The sequence below is a fragment of the Sphingobium mellinum genome, assembly GCF_037860795.1.
In the GTDB taxonomy this organism is placed as follows: Bacteria; Pseudomonadota; Alphaproteobacteria; order Sphingomonadales; family Sphingomonadaceae; genus Sphingobium; species Sphingobium mellinum.
Genome location: NZ_JBANRK010000004.1, coordinates 85225 through 107563, shown reverse-complemented (window position 1 = coordinate 107563; position 22339 = coordinate 85225). Strand labels below are relative to the sequence as shown.

Below are 22339 nucleotides of genomic sequence, written 5' to 3'. Positions count from 1 at the left end.
GTCACAAACAGCCCTGCGAAACAATGGGTCATTATTACTGACCAATTACTCGCCCGGCCGAAAGGGCCGATGCGGGTCAGGTGGCATCTTGGCCGTGACTTCGAAGGCGCGTAGTCCCCGGTCATGGACTTTTTTTCCGACAATGCGACGCCTGTGTCGCCGCAGGTGATGGCCGCCATCGCGGCCGCCGACCGCGCGGACCATGGCTATGAGGGGGACGCCTGGACCGCACGGCTCGACGACGCCTTCTCCGCGCTGTTCGATACGCGGGTCAGGGCGCTGTGGGTCGCCACCGGCACGGCGGCGAACAGCATCGCCCTCGCCTGCCTCTGTCCACCCTATGGCGGCATCCTGACTCACCAAGAATCCCATATCGTCGTGGACGAATGCGGCGCGCCCGGCTTCTACACCCACGGCGCCAGCCTGATGCCGCTGCCAGGCGAAGGCGCGAAGCTGGCGCCGGACACCGTGCTTGACCGGCTGAAGGCCATTCGTCCCGACGTGCATCAGGTGCCGGCCAGAGCGATCAGCATCACCCAGGCCACCGAATATGGCCTTGCCTATCACCCCGACGAAGTGGCCGCCCTGGGCGAGATCGCGCGGCAGCATCGGCTGGGCTTTCACATGGACGGCGCCCGATTCGCCAATGCGGTCGCGCATCTGGGCTGCCATCCGGGCGATATGACCTGGCGGGTGGGCGTCGACATATTGACATTCGGCTGCGTCAAGAACGGCGGCATGATCGGTGAGGCGCTGGTCTTCTTCGGCGATCAGGCCGATGCGCGCGCGGGGGAGGCGGCGCGCTGGCGCAAGCGCGGCGGGCATCTCCTGTCCAAGGGCCGCTATCTTGCCGCGCAGATGCTGGCGCTGCTGGAGGATGATCTGTGGCTGGCCAATGCCCGCGCCGCCAATGCAGCGACGGCCACGCTGGCGCAGGCCGCTCCTGGCCGGCTGCTGCACGCGGTAGAAGCCAACGAGCTGTTCCTGCGCCTGTCTGCCGACGAAGCGGCAAGCCTTCGCGCGCAGGGTTTCGGCTTTCACGACTGGGGCGAAGGCGCGGCGCGCATCGTCACCAACTGGTCGCAGGACGGCCATGACGTCGCGCCACTGGCGCGCGCGCTAAGGGCCCTTGGATGAGCCGGGACGTGGGCGAGCGGGGCAGCGGCATCGCGCTGCCGTTCCTGCTGGTGACACTGATCTGGAGTTCAACCTGGATAGTCATTCGGGACCAGCTCACCGCCGTGCCGCCCAGTTGGTCGGTCTGCTACCGCTTCCTGCTCGCGGGTATCGGCATGGTCCTTTTCGCCCGGTTCCGCAAAGTGCCGCTGAGCCTCCCACCGGCAGGCATCGCCTTTGCGGCGCTGGTGGGGCTGGCGCAGTTCGTCCTCAACTTCAACTTGGTCTACCGGGCCGAACATTATCTCACCTCCGGCGTGGTGGCGACCGTCTATGCCCTGCTGCTGATCCCCAACAGCATCCTGTCCTGGATCATCCTGCGCCAGCCGATTGGCCGGGCCTTCGTCATTGGGTCGCTGGTCGCGATCGGCGGAATCGCGATGCTGCTCATCAGGGAATATCGCGCCGCGCCAGTGTCTCCCGATGCGGTGCTGCTCGGCATCGCGCTCAGCGCCGCCGGGCTGCTCAGCGCCTCGGCCGCCAATGTGATGCAGGGCATGGAGATCGCGCGGCGGCTGCCGATGATCGCGGTGCTGAGCTGGGCCATGCTGATCGGCAGCGCCATGGACGCGGCCTTTGCGTGGGCGACAGTGGGGCCGCCGTTGATGGAATGGCGCGCCGGCTATCTGCTGGGTATCGGCTGGCTCGGCATCGCCGGGTCTGTGGTCACCTTCCCCCTCTATTTCCGGCTGATCCAGCGGATCGGCGCGGGGCGCGCTGCCTATACCAGCGTGCTGATCCCGGTGATCGCGATGCTCATATCGACGCTGCTGGAAGGCTATCGCTGGACGCCGCTCGCCTTGGGTGGCGCGCTGCTCGCCGTGACCGGCATGGCGATCGCGCTGCGGGCCAGGTTCGCCTAGCGCCGCATATGGCCGCCTTCGTAGAGCCGCTTTGCGCTGTTCACCTTGTCGATCAGGCTGGCGAGGGACTGCGGCTGGGACACGGCGCGTTCAGGGACAGTCAGGCCCTTCATGCGCTGGCTGAGCGCCGCGAAAACATGGTCGATACGGTCCATGGCGAGTCCCCCAAAAAAGCTGGTGGACCACCCATCGCGGTATTTGGTTAACGCCGCGTAAGCGATACGGCGAGACGTTTCACGCCGACGCGGCGAGGCAGGCGGCGAGTCCCTCGCGATAGGTCGGATACCGCAGCGACCAGCCAAGCAGCCGCTTGGCCCGGCCGTTGGCCACCCGGCGATTTTCGGAGTAGAAGCCCCGCGCCATGGGCGACAGCTGCAACGCCTCCAGCGTCACAAGGGGCGGGTGCGCCATTCCGAGCAGGTCGCAGGCCGCCTCGACCAGCCGGTTCTGGGCACATGGCAGGTCGTCGGCCAGATTATAGATGCCGGGCGGCCCGCCATGAAGTGACGCCATGATTCCGCCGACGATATCGTCGACATGCACCCGGCTGAACACCTGGTCGCGCAGCGCAACCCGGTGCGCTCGCCCTTCGCGCACCCTGTCGATCACCGATCGGCCTGGCCCATAGATGCCCGGCAGGCGAAAGCGCCGCATGTCGGAGCGAAGCGCGCCCCAGTCGCTGTCAGCCTGCGCGCGGGCGGCGCGGCGACCCGACCCTGTGCGGCTTGCTTCATCCACCCACGCCCCCTGCGCGTCGCCATAGACGCCCGTCGAGGAGAGATACGCTGTCCAGAGCGCCGGAGCGCCGGCGATGGCAGCACCGTAGCGGGCTAGCACGGGATCGGCTTCATCCTGCGGGGGAACCGAAGAGAGGATATGCGTGGCCTGGGCGATCGCCCTGCCAACAGCGCCTTCATCGTCGAAGGACAGCGTGTCGGCGTCAGCGGCGCGGCGGACGCCGGTGACCTCCCAGCCCTCGCGCCGCAACCTGACGGCCAGGCGGGACGCGGTATAGCCCAGCCCCAGGATCAGCATATGGGGCATGGGCTGCTATCCTTCAGACCGTGAAGCTCTCGCCGCAGCCACAGCTGCCCTTGGCATTGGGATTGTTGAAGACGAAGCCGGCGGTGAAGTCGTCTTCCACCCAGTCCATGGTCGATCCGACCAGATAAAGGACCGAGGCACCGTCGATGTATAAGGTGCCGCCGGGGGTTTCGATCTTCTCGTCGAAGCCAGCCTCCTGGCTCACATAATCGACCGAATAGGCAAGGCCGGAACAGCCCCGGCGCGGCGTCGACAGCTTCACGCCGATCGTGCCTTCGGGCGCCTTTGCCATCAGGTCCGCGATGCGCGCTTCCGCGGCCGGGGTCAGGATCACGGCGGCGGGACGGGCGCGGTTTTTGGTTTCGGTGGTCATCAGAGCATTCCCAGTTCGAGCTTGGCTTCATCCGACATCTTCTGCGGGTCCCACGGCGGATCCCAGACGAGGTTCACTTCGACGTCGCCCACCCCCGGCACGGCGCCAACCCGCAATTCCACCTCGCCCGGCATGGATTCGGCGACCGGGCAGTGCGGCGTGGTCAGCGTCATGGTCACGACGGCATGGCCGTCTTCAGTGACGTCGACGCCGTAGATGAGGCCCAGGTCATAGATATTAACCGGAATTTCCGGATCAAAGATTTCCTTGAGCGCGTCGATGATGCCGTCATAGACACTCCCGCCCGGCTCGCCCGCCGGCGTTTCGGCCGGCTTCTGCGCCAGAAATCCATCCAGATAGTCGCGCTGGCGCGGGCCGTCCTCGACCCGAGCCTTGGCCGGGCTGGCCACCGCCTCGACTTCTTCCACCAGAATTTTTCTTTCTTCGCTCATCCGAAGATCTTCCTTACCCGTTCCAGTCCCGCGACCAACGCGTCCACGTCGCTTTCATCGCTGTAGATGCCGAAGCTCGCCCGCGCCGTCGCCTCGACGCCCAGATGGCGCATAAGCGGCTGCGCGCAATGATGCCCCGCCCGGATCGCGACGCCGGTTTCGTCCAATATGGTGCCGACATCATGGGGATGCACCCCCTCGACCGCAAAGGAGAGGATTCCCGCCGAATCCTTCGGCCCGAACAGCCGCACGCTGTTGTGGCCCTCAAGCGCTGCGCGCGCCTTGTCGACCAGCGCACATTCATGCGCGTGGACGCGATCGAGGCCGATGCCCTGGACATAGTCGATCGCCGCTGACAGGCCGACAACGCCTGTGATGTGCGGCGTCCCCGCTTCGAAGCGGGTCGGCGCGGGGGCGTAGGTCGTCCGTTCGAACGTCACCTTGTCGATCATCGACCCACCGCCTTGGTAGGGCGGCATGGCATCGAGCAGCGCCTTGCGACCCCACAGCACGCCGATCCCGGTCGGGCCGTAAAGCTTGTGCGCCGAAAAGACGTAGAAATCGCAGTCCAGTTCAGCCACATCCACCGCGAGGCGCGGCACGGCCTGGCAGCCGTCGATCAACAGTTTCGCGCCGACCGAATGCGCGATGTCGGCGGCGCGGCGGCAATCAAGCACGCTGCCGAGCACGTTCGACACATGGGCCAGCGCAACCATCTTGTGCGCCGGGGTGATCATCGCGGCCATGGCGTCGAGATCGATCTGCCCGTCCTGTGTCAGCGGCACGACGTCAATCGCCGCGCCGACCCGCTCCGCCACGAGCTGCCACGGCACGATGTTGCTGTGATGTTCCAGCAGGGACAGCAGGATGCGGTCGCCCGCCTTGAGCTGCGTTCCCGCCCAACTGTGCGCGACAAGGTTGATGCCTTCCGTCGCACCCCGGACATAGACGATCTCGCTGTCGGAGGTTGCACCGATGAACTGTGCCACCTTTCGTCGCGCCGCTTCATAGGCGAGCGTCATGTTTGCCGACCGTTCATAGACGCCGCGATGCACCGTCGCATAATCGGGGCCATAGGCGCGGGCGATGGCATCGATCACCAGCTGCGGCTTCTGCGCCGTCGCCGCGCTGTCGAGATAATGCCAGTTGCCGACGCCGGGGAAGTCGTCCCTCAATTTCAAAGCCTCGTTCGGCCGTGGGGAGGAAGCCGTCATACCAGCGCCTCCAGCTTGGCGATCGCCGCATCCTCCAGCGCGGCCTTCACCGCCTCATCGGCGACATCGTCGAACACGCCGGCGACAAATGCCTTCAGCAGCAGCGTCTTGGCCGTCGCGGGGTCCATGCCGCGTGACGCCATGTAAAACAGCGCCTGCTTGTCCAGCTCGCCCACGGTGGCGCCATGGGCGCATTTCACGTCGTCCGCGTAGATTTCCAGTTCCGGCTTGGCATTGGCGGTCGCGGTGCGGTCGAGCAGCATCGCCTTCACCGACTGGAAGGCGTCGGTGCGCTGTGCGTCACGGGCGACGTTGATGGAACCGAGATAGCTGCCGGTCGCCCGCTGCCCCAGAACAGACCGGATCGTCTGGCCGCTGGTCGCGTCGGGCTGGGCATGGATCACCCGGGTGACGATCTCCAGCACCTGGTCCCCGCCGCCGATGATGGCGCCGTTGAGTTCGAAATGGCTGCCTTTGCCCAGCGTCACGTCGAAGGTCACGCGCCCGAACTTGCCGCCGATATTGAGGACATGGAAGTCGCACCGGGCCCCGTCCGCGATGGCGATGACATAATCATGCACCGCCGCTGCGCCCTCGCCCGCATCTTGCAGCAGATGATGGCGCGCGGTTTGGCCGGCGGCGACATCGATCCGCGTCGGCGCGGGCGTCGGCCAGATAGCCGCCAGCGCATCGAGGTCGCTGTAGCGCCATTCCTCGGCCTTGCGGGTGGGAAGCGTAAGCGCCGTCACGCCGCGACCACCTCGGCATAGCCTTCGCGCTCCAGTTCCAGCGCCAGTTCGGGGCCGCCCGATTTGACGATCCGGCCCGCCGCCAGGACATGCACGAAATCCGGCTTCACATAATCGAGCAGCCGCTGATAATGGGTGATGAGCAGGACCGCCTTGTCGGGCTTGCGCATGATGGCATTGATGCCCGCGCCCACCGTCTTCAGCGCGTCGATGTCCAAGCCGGAGTCGGTTTCATCCAGGATCGCGAGCTTGGGGTCGAGTATGCCCATCTGCACCATTTCGGCGCGCTTCTTCTCGCCGCCGGAAAAGCCGACATTCACCGGCCGTTTCAGCATCTCCATGTCGAGTCCGAGCAGCGCGGCCTTTTCCTTGGCGAGCTTGATGAACTCGCCGCCCGACAGCGGTTCCTGCCCGCGCGCCTTGCGCTGGCTATTGAGACTCTCGCGCAGGAATTGCAGGTTGGACACGCCCGGGATCTCGACCGGATACTGGAAACCCAGGAACAGGCCGGCGGCGGCGCGTTCATGCGGGTCCATGCTGAACAAGTTCACACCGTCAAACGAGGCAATGCCGCCTGTCACCTCATAGCCCGGCCGGCCGCCCAGCGTGTAGGCGAGCGTCGACTTGCCGGCGCCGTTCGGCCCCATGATCGCGTGGATCTCGCCCGCCCTGATGGACAGCGACAGGCCCTTGAGGATCGGCTTGCCGTCGATTTCGTTCGTGAGATTGTCGATCGTCAGCATCACTTGTCCCCGAAAATCACTTGCCATGCGCGCGCTGGAGCGTCCGCGCGGTCCAGAAGGCCATGTCGCGCACGTCGCCCGGCGCGGGGAACAGCGTGTCGATATGACGCTTGATCGGCATGTAGGGCCACCAGTCGGCTCCGGCTTCCGGCGCGCCCTTTTCCAGCAGGGCGGTCACGAACTCGGTCACCGGCCCCATGCGCGCGAGATTGGGCGCCTTGGCCTTGTGGAAGGCCTTGTCGCTCTTGAGCTTATCGGTGAAGGCCGCATCGCCCTTTTCCAGCGCCGCGCGACATTCGGCCTGATAGCCGTCGAGATCACCGAAATCCTTGCGCGCGCGCGCTTCCAGTTCGCCCTCTTCCAGCTCATAATCTTCCGTCAGGATACGGATCGCGGCCGTCCATGACTGGCCGTTGCCGACGTCCTCCGCGAAATCGGCAAGGGCATCCTGAATATCGTCTTCGTCGCTCAACTTTCAGTCCTTCAAACTTGTCTATTCTTCGTCACCCCGGACTTGATCCGGGGTCCGCCGTCCTCAAAGCGTCGCCCCCAAGAAGCGGGATGCCGGATCAAGTCCGGCATGACGTGAGGAACGAAGGGAAATCAACCGACCGACCCCTCCAGCGAAATGCCCAGCAGCTTCTGCGCCTCGACCGCGAATTCCATCGGCAGCTGTTGCAGCACTTCCTTGGCGAAGCCGTTGACGATCAGCGAAACGGCGCTTTCCGTATCCAGCCCGCGCTGCATCGCGTAGAAAAGCTGGTCGTCGCTGATCTTGCTGGTCGTCGCCTCATGCTCGATCTGCGCGCTCGGGTTCCTCACCTCGATATAGGGCACGGTATGCGCGCCGCATTCGCTGCCCAGCAGCAGGCTGTCGCACTGGGTGAAGTTGCGCACGCCCTCCGCGCCCGGCGCGACGCGGACGAGGCCGCGATAGGTGTTGTTGGAGCGGCCGGCGCTGATCCCCTTGGACACGATTGTCGAACGCGACCCCTTGCCATTGTGGATCATCTTGGTGCCGGTGTCGGCCTGCTGCATATTGTTGGTGAGCGCCACCGAGTAGAATTCGCCGACGCTGTTCTCGCCATTCAACACGCAGGACGGGTATTTCCAGGTGATGGCCGAGCCGGTTTCCACCTGGGTCCAGCTGACCTTGCTGTTGCGCCCCTGGCAAAGCGCGCGCTTGGTCACGAAATTATAGATGCCGCCCTTGCCATTCTCGTCGCCCGGATACCAGTTCTGGACGGTGCTGTACTTGATCTCCGCATCGTCGAGCGCGACCAGTTCCACGACGGCGGCGTGCAGCTGGTTCTCGTCGCGCATCGGCGCGGTGCAGCCTTCGAGATAGGAGACATAGCTGCCCTCGTCCGCGACGATCAGCGTGCGTTCGAACTGTCCGGTATTTTCCGCGTTGATGCGGAAATAGGTGGACAGTTCCATCGGGCAGCGCACGCCTTTGGGAATGTAGACGAAGGTGCCGTCGGAAAAGACCGCGCAGTTCAAGGTGGCGAAGTAGTTGTCGTGCATCGGCACGACCTTGCCCAGCCATTTGCGGATGAGGTCGGGATATTCCTTTACCGCCTCGCTGATCGAGCGGAAGATGACGCCTGCTTCCTCCAGTTCCTTGCGGAAGGTGGTGGCGACCGAGACGCTGTCGAACACCGCGTCCACCGCGACCTTGCGGCTGCTCTTCACGCCCGCGAGCACTTCCTGCTCGGCGATCGGGATACCCAGCTTCTGATAGGTCGCCAGAATTTCCGGGTCGACCTCGTCAAGGCTGTTCAGCTCCGCCTTCTTTTTCGGCTCGGCGTAATAATAGGCGTCCTGATAGTCGATCGGCGGGATGTTGAGCTTCGCCCAGTCAGGCGATTCCATCTGCTGCCACATGGCGAAGGCCTTCAACCGCCAGTCGAGCAGCCATTGCGGCTCGCCCTTCTTCGCCGAGATGAAGCGGACCGTGTCTTCGTTGAGGCCCTTGGGCGCGAAGTCCTGCTCGATCGCAGAAGACCAGCCATGTTCGTAGGTCGAGGCGCGCTCCGCGGCCTCATGCGCTTCCAGATTGCGGATGGTGGTGGTCTCTTCGGTCATAGCGCGTTCTGTTTAGCTCCGCTGAACTCGGCTGCGCCTCGTTTCTCGACTTCGCTCGAAACGAAAGGTGGTGGGGGTAAATCCCGGGCCAGGCTGGCGATCGTCACGCCGGCCAAGGCCGAACGGATCGCGTTGTTCGCCACATTCATGTGAGGGCGAACGCGGCACTCCTGCTCCAGCGAGCAGTCATGCGCGCCATGATCGGCGCAGGCGGTCATGGCGATCGGGCCTTCCACTGCCTCCACGACGTCAGCGAGGGTGATCGCGGCGGGCGGGCGGCTGAGGCGTACGCCCCCCCCGGTTCCGCGACTCGATTCGAGCAGGCCTGCCGCCGACAAGCGGCTCACCAGCTTCTGCGCCGTGGGGAGAGGGATGCCGGTTTCGGCGGACAAGGTGGTCGCGTTCATCTTCGCCGCGCCGCAATGGCGGGCAGCGGCCGACATCAGGACCACGGCATAGTCTGCGAAACTGGAAAGCCTCATGACCTAAATCTTGCGAACCATTCTCAAATCGGATCGAATCAATCCGATTGCGCATGTGGTCCCGCGCATCCTGGGAATCAAGGTTTTTCTGCGAAGGCGTCCAACGCTCAGCTGAAGCGGTTGAGCACCGCCACGTCGCCGCCCAGCGATCGGCGCAGCAGGGTCAGCTGGGCCACCGCGGTCGGTTCGGTCTGCAACTGGTGCGGCGTGAGGCCGATGAAATGCTTGATCTCGCGGATGAAATGGGACTGGTCGTAGAAGCGCCCATCCTCGCACAGGGCCTGCCAGCTTTCATGGTCGAGCGCGATCCGAGCGCTGCAACGGAGCGCGCGGTATTTGCGGGCCAGCAGCTTGGGCGGACAACCATAATAGCGGTTGGTCAGCCGGGCGAGCTGGCGCGGCGACAGTCCCGTCCGGGCCGCCAGAACCTCGATTCGCGGCGACCCTTCGGTCATCAGCCAATCATCCACCGCTTCGAGCAGGCGCCAGGTGGCTTCGGGCAGTGGTTCGACCCACTGCGCCAACACAGACCAGCAATGTTCGGCGAGCGCTTCGGGAGAATCCAGCGCGCGCAGGCGGGAGAGGAGTTGAAGGAACGCGCCGTCCCGTTCCTCGCCCAGGTCCCGAATCCGGTCGGCCAGCAGGCTGGCGTCGCCGCCACGCAGGCTGACCCAGCCGGCGGGCAGGAGAGAGACGCCCACGACATGGGAAGGGCCGTTCAGTTCGAACCGGGTGGCGCCCAGGGTAGGACCGAGGAGGCAGACAGCAGGCGTGGCCTCGATCGAGCCATCATGAAAGTGGTAATTGCCCTCACCGCTTACCATCAGTCGCAGTTGCGGCACATCGGCGCGGGTTACGTCAGAGTAATGGTCGGCGCTTTCGGTGAAGATATACAGCGAGCCGAAATAGGCGCGAAGTTGTTGGGGGGGAGCGAAATAGCGGAGCCTGACCGGACCATGGGCCGCCTCGACCGTATAGGCAAGCGACGGAAATCCGTCTTTTTTCGAGCCGTCCTGTGCGCCCCCCGGCGCATTTTCAATGTTTTGCCCCATCTTCACCCCACCGACTCACTACGATCCTTCCGGGGTAGCGCGCAAGGGTGTTACTTAGCCCCGTTCACCTTAATTTCCGGTGAGCCAAAAAAATGGCCCGGCGTTTCTATCCGCCGGGCCAGTGAAAGGTCTCGTCAGCCAAATGGCCTAGAGCCTTCGGGTCGCATGGCTTTCATACGTCCGAATCGGACAGGCATGATTGGATGAATCGGACATTCGCCGAACCAATTTGAGACGATTCAGAACGAATCCCGGATCAAAATATCGTTCCGTATCAACTGTTGCAGCACGGCAACAGCGACTCGACGTTGCCGGTTCAGGCTGGCATAGCGCCGGCCATGTCCTACCGTCTGATCCGTCCGCTGTTCTTTTCCCTGGATGCCGAGCGCGCCCATCATCTGTCGATCGCCCTGTTGCGGATGATGCCGACGCCGCGCGCCGCCGATCCAGACCCGATGCTTGCCCAGAGGGTGTCCGGGATCAGCTTCCCCAATCCGGTGGGCCTTGCGGCCGGCTATGACAAGGATGGGCTGGTCGCACACAAGATGCATGGCCTGGGCTTTGGCTTTGCCGAACTGGGGACGCTGACCCCGCTGTCCCAGCCCGGCAATCCGCAGCCCCGGCTGTTCCGGCTGGTGGAAGATCGCGCCGTCATAAACCGCATGGGCTTCAACAATGGCGGGCAGGCGGCAGCGGCGGAGCGAATCGCCAAGCGTCGGCAGCCCCCAAGCATGGGGGCGAGCGGCCCCGTGATCGGTATCAATATCGGCGCGAACAAGGACGCGGCGGACCGGATCGCCGACTATGCGACCGGCGTCACCTGCATGGCGCCGCTGGCCGACTATCTGACGGTCAATATCTCATCGCCCAACACGCCTGGACTGCGGGCCTTGCAGGATCGGGCCGCGCTCGACGAGTTGCTGGCCGCGGTGATGGCGGCGCGCCAGGGTCATCCCACGCCGATCTTCCTGAAGGTCGCGCCCGATCTTCAGCCCGCCGATGTCGAGGATATCTCCGCCGCCTGCCTGGACCATGGGGTCGATGCCCTGATCGTGTCCAACACCACCATTTCCCGCCCGCCGCTGCGGTCGCGCGCGGCGCAGGAAGGCGGTGGACTGTCGGGCGCGCCGCTAACCGATCTTGCCCTGGCGCGGCTGCGTGACTTCCGCCGTGTTCTGGGCGCGCGCGTGCCGCTGATCGGCGTCGGCGGCATCGCCAACGCCGATCAGGCCTATGCGCGAATCCGGGCTGGCGCGAGCCTGGTCCAGATCTACAGCGCGCTGGTCTATGAAGGCCCCTATCTGGCCAAGCGCATCAATGCGGGGCTCAAAGAGCTGATGGGGCGCGACGGCGTCAGGCACATCAGCGAGATAGTGGGCGTCGACGCCTGATGCAGGCTTGCGGCGGTGCGTCGCGACGATAGGGTGCGGTCATGACCATCCGCGATGCCGGCCTGCTCGCCGCCCTCTCCCTTGTCGCCCTGTCCCCCGCTCCGCTTGCCGCGCGGGAGCCGGTCGCGCTCAACGCCACAGTGTCCGCCGCCGATCCGCGCGCGGCCGGGGCCGGGCAAGAGATACTCCGCCAAGGCGGCAGCGCCACGGACGCGGCGATCGCGATGATGCTCGCGCTCAATGTCGTGGAACCGCACAATAGCGGCATCGGCGGCGGCGGCTTCCTGATGCATCATGACGGCGAAACGGGCGTTCTGGAATCGATCGACGGCCGGGAAACCGCACCCGCCGCCGCCCGACCGGATCGCTTCATCGGGCCGGACGGACAGCCCCTGCCCTTCCGCTCCGCCTGGCCGGGCGGCTATTCGGTCGGTGTGCCCGGCAATCTGCGCCTCGCTTGGGAAGCGCATCGCAAATGGGGCAAGCTGCCTTGGGCGACCCTGTTCGATCCCGCCATCCGGCTCGCCGAACAGGGGTTCGAACTGCGCCAGCGGCTGGACACCGCATTGAAGGCGGTCGCGCCGATCTGGGCCGATTTTCCCGAGATCCAGAAATATTTCTGGGTGAACGGCGCGCCCGCGCCGATCGGCACCATTCTAAAGAACCCGGCGCTGGCCGCGCTGTTCCGGCGCGTCGCCGCCGAGGGGCCGGACGCTTTCTACAAGGGCAGCACGGCGAACGCGATCGCCCAGACGGTCAGCAACGCGCCCAAAAACCCGGTGCCAATGACCGAGGCGGACCTTGCGGGCTATCAGATCAAGGCGCGCAAGCCCGTCTGCGGGCACTATCGCGCCGTCACCATCTGCGGCATGGGGCCAGCATCGGCGGGCGGCATCACCGTGCTGCAGATATTGGGCATGGTCGAGCGCTTTCCGCTCGCCAAATGGGGCAAGGACGACCCGCGATCCTGGCATGTGATTGGCGAGGCCATGCGCCTGGCCTATGCCGACCGCGACACCTATCTAGGCGATCCGGAATTCGTCTCCGTGCCGATCGCTGGCCTCATCGACCCCGCCTATCTGAAGCAGCGGTCCGCGCTGATCGCCATGGGCCGGACGATCGGCAGCTACCAGCCCGGCTCCCCGCCGGGCGCGACCGCCCGCACCGCCGCGCTGGGCCAGGCGGAAAGCGGCACCAGCCATTTCGTCGCGGTCGACCGCAAGGGCGATATTGCCGCCTGGACATCCACGATCGAAAGCTTCTTCGGCAGCCAGCTGATTGCCGATGGGGTGATACTGAACAATGAGTTGACGGACTTCAGCTTCGTCCCGGAGAAAAATGGCGCGCCGGTCGCCAATCGGATCGAACCGGGCAAGCGACCTTTGTCGTCCATGTCGCCGACGATCGTCTATGATGGCAAAGGAACGCCGATCTTCACGGTCGGCGCGGCCGGGGGGCGCACCATCATCATGCAGGTCGCCAAGACGCTGATCGCGCATTTCGACTGGGGACTATCGGCGCAGGATTCGATTGCGATGGGGCTGGAATTCTTCGACGCCAACGGCCTGGTGCTGGAAAAGGGGACGGCGCTGGAGACGATGAAGGCCCCGCTGGAAGCCTGGGGCCAAAAAGTCACGATCGCGCCGATGGGCCTCAAGGCGAACGCGGCGGAGCGAAAAGCCGACGGCCACTGGGTGGGCGCGGCCGATCCGCGCAGCCCCGGCGTGTCCTTGCAGGAATAGCCGCGTTCGGCCTTTGGCGGGACGAGCAGGCCGCCAGCAGCCCGATCGTCGCGAGTGCCATCATACCGCGCCTCGCCCTTCTCCTTCCGCTGTTCCGTTCACGTCACGAAAGGAGAATATTCGGGCGTCGCCGGGGTTTCCGCTCTTCAGCCGTAGCGGGCAGCCGTATCCCGGATCAGCGCGATCATGTTGGGAATACCCTGTGTCCGGTTGGAGCTGAGCTGATTTCTGAGGTCGAAAGGCGCCAGAGCGCCTTCGATATCGGCCTTGGCGATCGCGCCAGGCAATTGATCCTGTACGGTCAGCAGCACCAGCGCGATGATGCCCTTGGTGATCGCGGCGTTGCTGTCGGCCAAAAAGTGCAGCCGGCCATCCTCGCGCACGGTGGGATAGACCCACACCGCCGCCGAGCAGCCGCGCACAAGGGTGGCATCGGTCTTGAGCGCGTCGGGCATCGGCTCCAGCGCCCGGCCGAGGTCGATCAGCAGGCGATAGCGATCGTCCGCATCGAGAAACTCATATTCCTCCTGGAGATCGGCAAGGACAGGCTGTTTGGTCATATCCGCCATATAGGGCGAAAAGCGGCATGCGAAAGCCGCTTTCCGGGGAGTCAGAGATCTACGCCGGCAGCGATGGCCTCCAGCTTGCGGACGCGTTCCTTGAGGTCCGCCAGTTCAATGCGCGCGTTGGCGGAGGGGGTCGAGGGCTCCGCTCCTACCCGCGCCAGTTCGGCGCGCTTGAGATCCAGCCAGCCCTTCCAGCCGCGCAAGGACGCGGCCGCGAGGATGAGGAGGGCGGCAAGGCCAGTTGCCGCCATGCTGAGATAGAAAAGGGGGTCCTGCATCATTGCCTCCCTTGGACAGAGCGGGAGCAGCGTCAGTCGCGCTCGCGCAGCTTGTCAAATTCGCGTTCCAGGGCGACGCTGCTGTCGGTGGCAAGCCGCTCCAGCACGGCGACGCGGTCCTTGAGGGCCTTCAGTTCGGCGCGCAGCCGCTCCGCTTCGGGGTCGGGACCGCGAGCGATCAACTCCTCCCCGCGGTGCCGGCGGACGATGCCATATTTGGCGCGGGCGATGCGGGCGATGGCGGCGATGGCGACAATCGCGACCACCATTTCGTACGGATTCATGGATAGCCTCCCTTGATGTGCCTGATCGATCGGCCGCGCGGGTCAGCGCAGGCTGTCGATCTCCTGCGCGAGACGCGTGTTGCGGCTGGTGTAGAAAGTTTCGATGTCGGCCAGACGCCGGTCGATGTCGCGAAACTTGGACCGCACGTCGCGGGTCGAGCGCGCCGGATTCGACCGCACCCCTTGCCAGAATTTCTCATCATCCCGGTCGACATACAGGCCCAGCGGCTTGTTCTCGGCGAAATAGGCGGCAAGGAAATAGGCGATCAGCGACCAGGGGAAGGCGCCCATCAAGGTGACGACGACCGCGCCGACCCTGATCCAGACCACATCTATGCCGGTATAGTCGGCGATGCCAGCGCACACGCCCAGCCATTTGCCATTCTGCTTGTCGAGATAGAATTTGGTGCGGCGGGCAGCCATGTCAGGTCCTCCGATCGAGATTGGGGCGGTCAAAATCATAGGCGTCGTCGGTCAGCGGGCGCGCGGGACGGAAGTCGGGATGATCGGCCGCGACAATCCGCTCGATCGTCTGCAACCGTTCCTCCAGCCGCCGGGCCAGCAGATGCATTTCGTCCAGAAGCTTCTCATCCTCATCGGTGATCTTGGGCGCCTGCCGCCATTTTGTGACATAGTGCAGGATCAGCCAGGGCATGCCGATAAACAGCATGCCGACGATGACGATGGGCAGAAACACGTCCTCCATGGGCATCAGCCTTCCCTGTTCATACTGGCCTTGAGAGCGGCGAGGTCAGCGTCGACCTTGTCGGCCGCCTTCAGTTCGGCAATCTCTTCCTCCAACGACTTGGGCGCCGCGCCCAGGCCCATGGAATCCGCGCGTCCTTCGGCCATGTCGACGCGCCGTTCGAGCATGTCGAAGCGGGCGAAGGCCTCATTCACCTTCTCGCCCGCATAGGCTTCGCGCAGGCGCAAGCGATTGTGGGCGCTTTCCATGCGCGCGACCAGGCTGTTCTGGCGGGTGCGCGCCTCGCGCAGCTTGGCCTGCAGCTTGGCGATGTCCTCCTCGGCGCTCTTCAGCGCTTCGTCGAGCACAGCAATCTCCTGGTCCATCTGCTCGGCCATGTCGGCGGCCTTCTGCCGTTCGACCAGCGCTGCCTTGGCAAGATCCTCGCGGTCCTTGCTGAGCGCCAGCTGCGCCTTTTCGGTCCAGCCGTCCTGCAGCGCCTGCAGCTTCGCGATGTGGCGGCGCATTTCCTTCTGGTCGGCGATGGTGCGGGCGGCGGATGCGCGCACTTCGACCAGCGTCTCCTCCATTTCGAGGATGATCATGCGGATCATTTTCGCCGGGTCCTCCGCCCGGTCGAGCAGATCGGTGACATTGGCGGCGATGATGTCGCGCGTGCGGGAGAAAATACCCATCAAAACTTCACTCCTGGAAGAGAATTGGCCGGCCGACCTTCAGGCAAGATCGCGCAGGGCGACGGAATCGGGATGGCAGGGAATGGGCGGCAGTTGGCCTGCCCTTGCCGGGCCGACCGCGGACAGGACGATCGACGATGCCGACAGAAGGGACGCGATCGCGACGGTGAACCACCGGCCGATCCCGCTGCCTGACTGCTCCCTTGTTGCATGACCATGCTCCCTGACTGACCTTCGACTGCGATCCGCCGATTGAGCCGGCGGCTTTCTTTCCACCTTGCAGAAGCCGTGCCAAATCAATCGAAGCAGCGGAATTCGGGCATTGCTTCCGTAGCCATGGGAAAAACACTTGCCGATATGTGGCAAATTTCACCATAAGTTGGGAATGGAAAAGAATAGCCAGTTTGTCGGCCAGTCGCTTGCCTTCCTTGACGCGGTGGAGCAGGCCGGGCGCGCGGCCGAGCTTAACCGGCCCGTGCTGGTGATCGGCGAGCGCGGCACCGGCAAGGAACTGATCGCCGAACGGCTGCATCGGCTCTCGCCGCGCTGGGGCGAGCCGCTGATCTCTATGAACTGCGCCGCCCTGCCGGAAACGCTGATCGAGGCGGAACTGTTCGGTCATGAGCAGGGCGCCTTTACCGGCGCGGCGCGGGCGCGGGCGGGCCGGTTCGAGGAGGCCGATGGCGGCACGCTGTTCCTGGACGAGTTGGGCACGCTGTCGATGGCGGCGCAGGAACGGCTGCTGCGCGTCATCGAATATGGCGAGGTGACCCGGATCGGGGCGTCACGCCCGATGACCGTCGACGTGCGGATCGTCGCTGCCACCAATGTGGACCTGCCCGCCGCCGCCGACGCAGGTCGTTTCCGCGCCGACCTGCTCGACCGGCTGAGCTTCGAGGTGATCACCCTGCCCCCGCTGCGCGGGCGCGAGGGCGATGTCGCGGTGCTCGCCGACCATTTTGGCCGCCGCATGGCCGCCGAACTGGGCTGGCCGCAATGGCCCGGCTTCACCGGCCAATGCCTTGCGGAACTGGACGCCCACCCCTGGCCCGGCAATGTCCGCGAACTGCGGAACGTTGTGGAGCGAGCCGTCTATCGCTGGAACGAGCCAGGGCGTCCGGTCGCACATATTCTGTTCGATCCCTTCGCTTCCCCCTGGAAGCCGGTGGCGCCGCCTGCCGTCACCACGCCAGCCGAGCCGCCGTCAGCCGGCGCGCTGGACACGATCACCGACCTGCGGCGCGCGGTCGACGCGCATGAGGCGGCGATCGTGCGGGCGGCGCTGGCGCGGCATCGCTATAACCAGCGTGCCACCGCCAAGGGGCTGGGCCTCACTTATGACCAGCTGCGTCACTGCATGAGGAAGCATGGATTGAATGCGGGCTAAGCCGGCCCCGGCGAACCGGCTCAGCGCGTCGGCACCGGCTCCGCGCCGGAATAGTCGTAAAAGCCCTTGCCGGTCTTGCGCCCGAGCCAGCCTGCCTCGACATATTTCACCAGCAACGGAGCGGGGCGATATTTGGGATCGCCGGTCGTCCCCTGCAGCACCTTGCAGATTTCCAGGCAGGTATCGAGGCCGATGAAGTCGGCCAGCGTCAATGGACCCATCGGATGGTTGAGCCCCAGTCGCGCGCCAGCGTCGATGTCCGCGACGGTGCCCACGCCCTCACCAAGCGCGAACACCGCCTCGTTCAGCATCGGCATCAGGATGCGGTTCACCACGAAGCCCGGAGCGTCGAACGCATGCACGACCTGCTTGCCGAGCTTTGCCGCATAGGCCTCAACGGCGTCCACCGTCTCGGTTGAGGTCGCAAGACCCCGGATCAGTTCCACCAGTGCCATCGCCGGCACCGGGTTGAAGAAATGCACGCCAACGAAGCGGGCGGCATCCGGCGCCGCCTGCGCCAGCCGGGTGATCGGGATGGACGAGGTATTGGTGGCAAGGATAGCGCCGGGCGCCAGCAGCTTGCCGACATTGCCGAAGATGGCGCGCTTGACCTCCTCGCGTTCGGTCGCGGCCTCGATGACCAGCTGCGCCTGCTCGAGCGGGGCAATATCACCGCTCGCGCGGATGCGCGCCATTGCCGCATCGGCATCGGCCTGCGCCAGCTTGCCCTTTTCCACGGACCTGGCCAGTTGCCTCGCGATACCCGCGCGCCCTTTTTCCGCGCGGTCCAGATCGACATCGCACAGGATCACGTCATAGCCGGCCTGCGCCGATACCTGCGCGATCCCCGCGCCCATCTGACCCGCGCCGATCACGCCGATGGTCGAGATATCCGTCATGCCTTGCCTCCATCTCACTAAACTACGCCGCCCTAGCGAAGCAAACGCGCTGCCGCCAGCGCTTTGCAGCCCCCGGCCAAGGCGCTTGAGGGCGCCCGCCTGCGACGAGGCGAGCCCGATGCGGGACGGACGGCCCTGCCCGACCGGCAGGATGGCGGGATGCCTGCCAATTCCCGCTTTGCGCCGCGCGTGCAGGATGGTTAAAAGGCCGCGCATGTCCGTTTCTGTGCCCATGCCCGAGCCGGCGACCGGAAGGTTCATCGCCGCCGTGCATCACTTTCCTGTGCGCGTCTATTTTGAGGATACCGACCTGTCGGGCCTGGTCTATCACGCCAATTATCTGCGCTACATGGAGCGAGCCCGGTCGGACATGCTGCGCGTCGCGGGCATCGACCAGCGGGCAGCGCAGGAGGACGGCACCGGGGTTTATGCCGTCACCGACATCAAGATCGCCTATCGTCGCCCGGCGCGGCTGGACGATGACCTGCTGGTGGAGAGCCGCGTCACCGCGATCCGGCCGGTGGCCTGCTCCATTCATCAAAGAGTCAGGCGGGGCGAGGAAATACTGACCGACGGCGAAGTTTCCGTCGCCTTCCTGACAAATCAGGGTCGCCCGACGCGGCAACCAAAGCCCTGGATCGATATTTTCAGCCGTTTGATGATAGGGGAAGACATCCGCCCATGAGCCTTTCGATGCCCGACTTCGGCGCCGCGGTCGGCGCCGCCACCGACGCTGCGACCATTTCGCCGCTCGCCCTGTTCCTGCAGGCGGACATTGTCGTGAAGGTGGTGATGCTGGGGCTTGTGCTCGCCAGCATCTGGACCTGGGCGATGATCATCGGCTTCAGCGTCACGCTGCGCCGCGCCAGCCGTCAGAGCAGCGCCTTTGAAGAGGATTTCTGGAAGGCGGAGGACATCGACCGCTTCTACGAGGGCCGCGGCAAGGCGGACTTTCCCGCCGCCAAGGTGATGGCCGCGGGCGTCACCGAATGGCGCCGGTCGACAGCGCAGAAGGTGATCGACCGCGACGGCACACGCGATCGCCTGTCGACCGCGATGTCTAGCATGATCGGGGCGGAGGTGGATCGGCTGTCCGATCGGCTCAACATCCTGGCGACGATCGGGTCGGTGGCGCCGTTCGTCGGGCTGTTCGGCACCGTCTGGGGCATCATGCGCGCCTTCACGGCCATCGCCAAGGAACAGAACAGCTCGCTTGCCGTCGTGGCGCCGGGCATTGCCGAGGCGCTGTTCGCGACCGCCATCGGCCTGTTCGCCGCCATCCCGGCGGTGATCGCCTACAACCGCTTCAGCCATGGCATCAACCGGATGGAATCGAAGCTGACACGCTTTGCGGACGGTTTCTATTCGACGCTGAGCCGGGAACTGGAGGCCCAGCGGTGACAGTCATCCGCACCGACATGGAGATGGGAGGGCCGCACTGATGGCCATGTCCGGCCCTCCTTCCGGCCGCCGGGGTCGCAGCCGCGCGCCGATCGCGGACATCAATGTCACGCCGCTGGTCGATGTCATGCTGGTGCTGCTCATCATCTTCATGGTGACGGCACCGCTGCTGGTGACGGGTGTGCCGGTGAACCTGCCCGAAACCCGCGCCAAGGGTCTGGACCAGGATCAAAAGCCCACGGTGGTGTCGATCGACCGCGACGGCGGCCTCTATATCGACGAGGATCAGGTGAGCGACGCCGACCTGCCCGATCGCCTGGCCGAGCTCATGTCCGCCAGCGCGGGCAAGACGCCACCGCAAATCTTCCTCCGCGCCGATACCGCGCTCGATTATGGCCGGGTGATGCGGGTGATGGGCGAACTGAACCGCGCGGGCCTCAACAAGGTTGCGCTGGTCAGCACCGGAACCGAAGCGGGTTCGGTCAGCGGTCATTCAGAATAGGGGCCGCAGGACGTGGCGATGGAGCGTGCGGAGAAGATCGGCCTGGGCGTGGCGACGGCGGGACATGTCCTGCTGTTCGGCCTGCTGTCGGTCGGCTTCCTTGCCACCCCCAACCCCCTGAAGCTGAACTCGCCGCCCATGGATGTCAGCCTGGTGGACGAGGTGGCGCTGAAATCGACCGCGCCGCAAGTGTCGACTGAGCCGCCCCCGCCCAGCGTCGCACCGGAAAAAGGCCCCACGGAAGATGCCGCGCCCGCGCCGCAGCCTGAACCGCAACCGCAACCGCAACCTGAGCCGACGCCCGCACCACCCAAGCCAGCGCCCTCTCCGCCCAGGAAGGACGTGCCGAAGGCGGCGGCGAAACCCAAGCCAGCACCGGAAAGGCCGACCGCCAAGCCGAGCCAGCAAAAGCCCCAGCCTGCCGCCGCCCCGGCCAAGTCCGCCCAGAAGCCGGCACCCAAGGCAAAGGCGGACACCCCCGCGCGCGCATCCGGCCAGGGGAAAGCGGACAAGCCCAAGGGATCGCTGCTGGGCAAGGATTTCCTCAAAGGGATCGACACGGAATCTGACGCGCCGCGCAAGGCCGCGCCGCCGCCCGCCGTCGCCATGGGCCCGGCGCAGAAGGCTGCCCTGGACGCGGAGATCCGGCGGCAGGTGAAGCCCTACTGGAAGTCACCGACCGGCGCTGACGTCGAGCAGTTGCGCACCTTTGTCGACGTGCAGCTTTCAAAGGATGGCGCGATCATCGGCAGTCCGCAGATATTCAACACCACCGGCATCACCGACAGCAACCGCGCGCAGGTGAAGCTGCACCAGGAACTGGCCATCCGCGCGATCAAGCTCGCCGCTCCATTCAAGCTTCCGGCCGATCTTTATGACGGCTGGAAATCCCTCCGCATTTCCTTCGACAAGAGGCTCTCGCAATGATCGCACCCACAAGGACCGGGAAGGCCGTGGCCGCGCTGGGCGCACTGCTGCTGATAGCCTTCGCCCCCATGACCCGGGCCCAGCTCAGCGTCGACGTCACCGACGAGTCCGCGTCCAACCTCAAGATCGTCGTGCCCGCCCTGCCCGCGCAGGCGGAAGTGTCGACGCCGGCGGGGTCGTCGACCGAACTCGGCCGCAAGATCGCGGAAGTGATCGCGTCCGACCTCAAGGGATCTGGCCTGTTCGAACCATCCGGGCCGGCTGGCATCCCCACCATCGGCTTCGCCGAGGTCACCAGCCCCGCCTATGACAAGTGGAGCGCCTATCAGGCGCTGGTCCAGGGGTTCGTGCGCACCACCGGAGGCGAGGCGGACATCACCGTCGGCTGCTATCTCTACGACGTGGCACTCAAGCAGGAGCTGACGCGCCAGGGCTATGTCGTCGCGCCGCGCGACTGGCGCCGCGCCGCGCATAAATGCGCCGACGCCATCTATGCCCGCCTGTCGGGAGAAAGCCCCTTCTTCGACAGCCGCATCGCCTATATCGCGGAAAGCGGGCCGAAAGGAAACCGCACCAAACGGCTCGCCATCATGGATTCGGACGGCGCGAACCACCGCTTCATCACCAACGGCCAGTCGATCGCGCTGACGCCGCGCTTTTCGCCCGACTACAAATCGATCGTCTATGTCAGCTATCTGGGCAGCCGGGTGCGCATCTATGTCTATGACATCGGCACGGGCAAGCAGCGGCTGGTGACCGAGAGCAACAATGCCACCTTCGCCCCGCGCTGGTCGCCCGATGGCCGCAACATCCTGTTTTCCATGGCGGTCGCGGGCAATACCGACATCTATCGCGTGGCTGCGGGTGGCGGCACGCCGATGCGGCTCACCACCGCGCCCGGCATCGATGTCGGCGGCAGCTATTCGCCCGACGGAACGAAGGTCGTGTTCGAGAGCGACCGTTCGGGCAGCCAGCAAATCTATGTCATGAATGCCGACGGTTCGGCGCAGCGCCGGATCAGCCACGGCGGCGGGCGCTATGCGACGCCGGAATGGAGCCCGCGCGGCGACCTCATCGCCTTCACCAAGATTTCGGGCGACTTCAAGATCGCGGTCATGACGCCCAATGGCGATAACGAGCGCATCCTCACCAATGGCTGGCAGGATGAGCAGCCCAGCTGGTCGCCCAATGGGCGGGTGCTGCAATTCTTCCGCACGACCCCCGGCCGCGATGGCGTAAGCCAGGTTTGGCAGGTGGACCTGACGGGCGTGAACGAACGCCGCATCCCGACGCCGCTCAGCGGCTCCGACCCTGCCTGGGGACCGCTCTTGCCCTGACAAGGGAAC

The 22339-nt window shown here is 65.3% G+C and carries 28 protein-coding genes; 10 read left to right on the top strand and 18 right to left on the bottom strand.

Annotated elements, in window-relative coordinates; genetic code table 11:
• Window positions 1–123: 123 nt before the first annotated feature.
• Complete coding sequence (locus tag AAC640_RS08405) at window positions 124–1137, top strand: threonine aldolase family protein (RefSeq protein ID WP_340265669.1); 1014 nt, start codon at window positions 124–126, stop codon at window positions 1135–1137.
• On the top strand, window positions 1134–2039 hold the full coding sequence (locus AAC640_RS08400; protein ID WP_340265668.1) for a DMT family transporter: 906 nt from the start codon (window positions 1134–1136) through the stop codon (window positions 2037–2039). Before AAC640_RS08405 ends, AAC640_RS08400 begins: the two co-directional genes overlap by 4 nt.
• Here AAC640_RS08400 and AAC640_RS08395 read toward each other — a convergent pair.
• The 11 genes from AAC640_RS08395 to AAC640_RS08345 form a co-directional block, all read right to left on the bottom strand.
• A complete protein-coding gene (locus AAC640_RS08395; RefSeq protein ID WP_340265667.1) occupies window positions 2036–2194 on the bottom strand; it encodes a hypothetical protein in 159 nt (52 codons plus the stop codon). The two genes, AAC640_RS08400 and AAC640_RS08395, sit on opposite strands and share 4 nt — an antisense overlap.
• A 79-nt stretch (window positions 2195–2273) precedes the next feature.
• Window positions 2274–3083, bottom strand: a complete 810-nt coding sequence (locus AAC640_RS08390) for a Rossmann-fold NAD(P)-binding domain-containing protein (protein ID WP_340265666.1) — start codon at window positions 3081–3083, stop codon at window positions 2274–2276.
• 13 nt (window positions 3084–3096) lie between these two features.
• On the bottom strand, window positions 3097–3456 hold the full coding sequence (locus AAC640_RS08385; protein WP_340265665.1) for a HesB/IscA family protein: 360 nt from the start codon (window positions 3454–3456) through the stop codon (window positions 3097–3099).
• The gene (locus AAC640_RS08380; RefSeq protein WP_340265664.1) at window positions 3456–3908 is read right to left on the bottom strand and encodes an SUF system Fe-S cluster assembly protein; all 453 of its coding nucleotides are present in this window, start codon (window positions 3906–3908) and stop codon (window positions 3456–3458) included. Before AAC640_RS08380 ends, AAC640_RS08385 begins: the two co-directional genes overlap by 1 nt.
• Entirely contained in the window at window positions 3905–5122 is a 1218-nt protein-coding gene (locus AAC640_RS08375) for an aminotransferase class V-fold PLP-dependent enzyme (RefSeq protein ID WP_340265663.1), read from the bottom strand. Before AAC640_RS08375 ends, AAC640_RS08380 begins: the two co-directional genes overlap by 4 nt.
• Window positions 5119–5871, bottom strand: coding sequence for a SufD family Fe-S cluster assembly protein (locus tag AAC640_RS08370; RefSeq protein WP_340265662.1), 753 nt, complete (start codon window positions 5869–5871; stop codon window positions 5119–5121). Before AAC640_RS08370 ends, AAC640_RS08375 begins: the two co-directional genes overlap by 4 nt.
• Window positions 5868–6614, bottom strand: coding sequence for a Fe-S cluster assembly ATPase SufC (sufC, locus tag AAC640_RS08365; RefSeq protein ID WP_340265728.1), 747 nt, complete (start codon window positions 6612–6614; stop codon window positions 5868–5870). Before sufC ends, AAC640_RS08370 begins: the two co-directional genes overlap by 4 nt.
• A gap of 16 nt (window positions 6615–6630) precedes the next feature.
• The gene (locus AAC640_RS08360) at window positions 6631–7086 is read right to left on the bottom strand and encodes a hypothetical protein (protein WP_340265661.1); all 456 of its coding nucleotides are present in this window, start codon (window positions 7084–7086) and stop codon (window positions 6631–6633) included.
• A gap of 131 nt (window positions 7087–7217) precedes the next feature.
• A complete protein-coding gene (gene sufB / locus AAC640_RS08355) occupies window positions 7218–8702 on the bottom strand; it encodes a Fe-S cluster assembly protein SufB (protein ID WP_340265660.1) in 1485 nt (494 codons plus the stop codon).
• Window positions 8699–9184, bottom strand: a complete 486-nt coding sequence (locus tag AAC640_RS08350) for an RrF2 family transcriptional regulator (RefSeq protein WP_340265659.1) — start codon at window positions 9182–9184, stop codon at window positions 8699–8701. Before AAC640_RS08350 ends, sufB begins: the two co-directional genes overlap by 4 nt.
• A 107-nt stretch (window positions 9185–9291) precedes the next feature.
• Window positions 9292–10236, bottom strand: coding sequence for a helix-turn-helix domain-containing protein (locus tag AAC640_RS08345; RefSeq protein ID WP_340265658.1), 945 nt, complete (start codon window positions 10234–10236; stop codon window positions 9292–9294).
• Between the two features lie 338 nt (window positions 10237–10574).
• Between AAC640_RS08345 and AAC640_RS08340 the strand changes: the two genes are divergently transcribed.
• Both AAC640_RS08340 and ggt read left to right on the top strand, forming a co-directional pair.
• Window positions 10575–11627 (top strand): quinone-dependent dihydroorotate dehydrogenase, encoded by a 1053-nt coding sequence (locus AAC640_RS08340; protein ID WP_340265657.1) that lies wholly within the window; start codon window positions 10575–10577, stop codon window positions 11625–11627.
• 41 nt (window positions 11628–11668) lie between these two features.
• Window positions 11669–13369, top strand: coding sequence for a gamma-glutamyltransferase (ggt, locus tag AAC640_RS08335; protein WP_340265656.1), 1701 nt, complete (start codon window positions 11669–11671; stop codon window positions 13367–13369).
• A gap of 146 nt (window positions 13370–13515) precedes the next feature.
• Here ggt and AAC640_RS08330 read toward each other — a convergent pair whose 3' ends face one another.
• Genes AAC640_RS08330 through pspA form a run of 6 tightly spaced genes read right to left on the bottom strand, consistent with a single transcriptional unit; the run spans window position 13516 to window position 15877 of the window.
• On the bottom strand, window positions 13516–13938 hold the full coding sequence (locus tag AAC640_RS08330; protein ID WP_422794970.1) for a SufE family protein: 423 nt from the start codon (window positions 13936–13938) through the stop codon (window positions 13516–13518).
• A gap of 41 nt (window positions 13939–13979) precedes the next feature.
• A complete protein-coding gene (locus AAC640_RS08325; RefSeq protein ID WP_340265654.1) occupies window positions 13980–14213 on the bottom strand; it encodes a hypothetical protein in 234 nt (77 codons plus the stop codon).
• Window positions 14214–14245: 32 nt separating this feature from the next.
• The gene (locus AAC640_RS08320) at window positions 14246–14497 is read right to left on the bottom strand and encodes a hypothetical protein (RefSeq protein WP_340265653.1); all 252 of its coding nucleotides are present in this window, start codon (window positions 14495–14497) and stop codon (window positions 14246–14248) included.
• A 42-nt stretch (window positions 14498–14539) separates the two neighbouring features.
• Window positions 14540–14920 carry an envelope stress response membrane protein PspC gene (gene pspC, locus AAC640_RS08315; RefSeq protein ID WP_340265652.1) on the bottom strand — a complete coding sequence of 127 codons (381 nt, stop codon included), beginning with the start codon at window positions 14918–14920 and terminating at the stop codon, window positions 14540–14542.
• 1 nt (window position 14921) lies between these two features.
• Window positions 14922–15203 (bottom strand): envelope stress response membrane protein PspB, encoded by a 282-nt coding sequence (pspB, locus tag AAC640_RS08310; RefSeq protein WP_340265651.1) that lies wholly within the window; start codon window positions 15201–15203, stop codon window positions 14922–14924.
• A gap of 5 nt (window positions 15204–15208) precedes the next feature.
• The gene (pspA, locus tag AAC640_RS08305; protein ID WP_340265650.1) at window positions 15209–15877 is read right to left on the bottom strand and encodes a phage shock protein PspA; all 669 of its coding nucleotides are present in this window, start codon (window positions 15875–15877) and stop codon (window positions 15209–15211) included.
• A 385-nt stretch (window positions 15878–16262) separates the two neighbouring features.
• Here pspA and pspF point away from each other — a divergent pair, with 385 nt between their 5' ends.
• Window positions 16263–17264 carry a phage shock protein operon transcriptional activator gene (pspF, locus tag AAC640_RS08300; RefSeq protein WP_340265649.1) on the top strand — a complete coding sequence of 334 codons (1002 nt, stop codon included), beginning with the start codon at window positions 16263–16265 and terminating at the stop codon, window positions 17262–17264.
• A gap of 20 nt (window positions 17265–17284) precedes the next feature.
• Here pspF and AAC640_RS08295 read toward each other — a convergent pair whose 3' ends face one another.
• Window positions 17285–18163 (bottom strand): 3-hydroxybutyryl-CoA dehydrogenase, encoded by an 879-nt coding sequence (locus tag AAC640_RS08295; RefSeq protein WP_340265648.1) that lies wholly within the window; start codon window positions 18161–18163, stop codon window positions 17285–17287.
• A 214-nt stretch (window positions 18164–18377) separates the two neighbouring features.
• Between AAC640_RS08295 and ybgC the strand changes: the two genes are divergently transcribed.
• From ybgC to tolB, 5 genes are read left to right on the top strand one after another with little or no spacing between them, the layout of a single operon-like run.
• Window positions 18378–18848 carry a tol-pal system-associated acyl-CoA thioesterase gene (ybgC, locus tag AAC640_RS08290; protein ID WP_340265647.1) on the top strand — a complete coding sequence of 157 codons (471 nt, stop codon included), beginning with the start codon at window positions 18378–18380 and terminating at the stop codon, window positions 18846–18848.
• On the top strand, window positions 18845–19564 hold the full coding sequence (gene tolQ, locus AAC640_RS08285) for a protein TolQ (protein WP_340265646.1): 720 nt from the start codon (window positions 18845–18847) through the stop codon (window positions 19562–19564). Before ybgC ends, tolQ begins: the two co-directional genes overlap by 4 nt.
• A 40-nt stretch (window positions 19565–19604) precedes the next feature.
• Window positions 19605–20066, top strand: coding sequence for a protein TolR (gene tolR / locus AAC640_RS08280; RefSeq protein WP_340265645.1), 462 nt, complete (start codon window positions 19605–19607; stop codon window positions 20064–20066).
• 18 nt (window positions 20067–20084) lie between these two features.
• Window positions 20085–20993, top strand: coding sequence for a cell envelope biogenesis protein TolA (locus AAC640_RS08275; RefSeq protein WP_340265644.1), 909 nt, complete (start codon window positions 20085–20087; stop codon window positions 20991–20993).
• The gene (gene tolB, locus AAC640_RS08270) at window positions 20990–22330 is read left to right on the top strand and encodes a Tol-Pal system beta propeller repeat protein TolB (RefSeq protein ID WP_422794969.1); all 1341 of its coding nucleotides are present in this window, start codon (window positions 20990–20992) and stop codon (window positions 22328–22330) included. Before AAC640_RS08275 ends, tolB begins: the two co-directional genes overlap by 4 nt.
• Window positions 22331–22339: the final 9 nt, after the last annotated feature.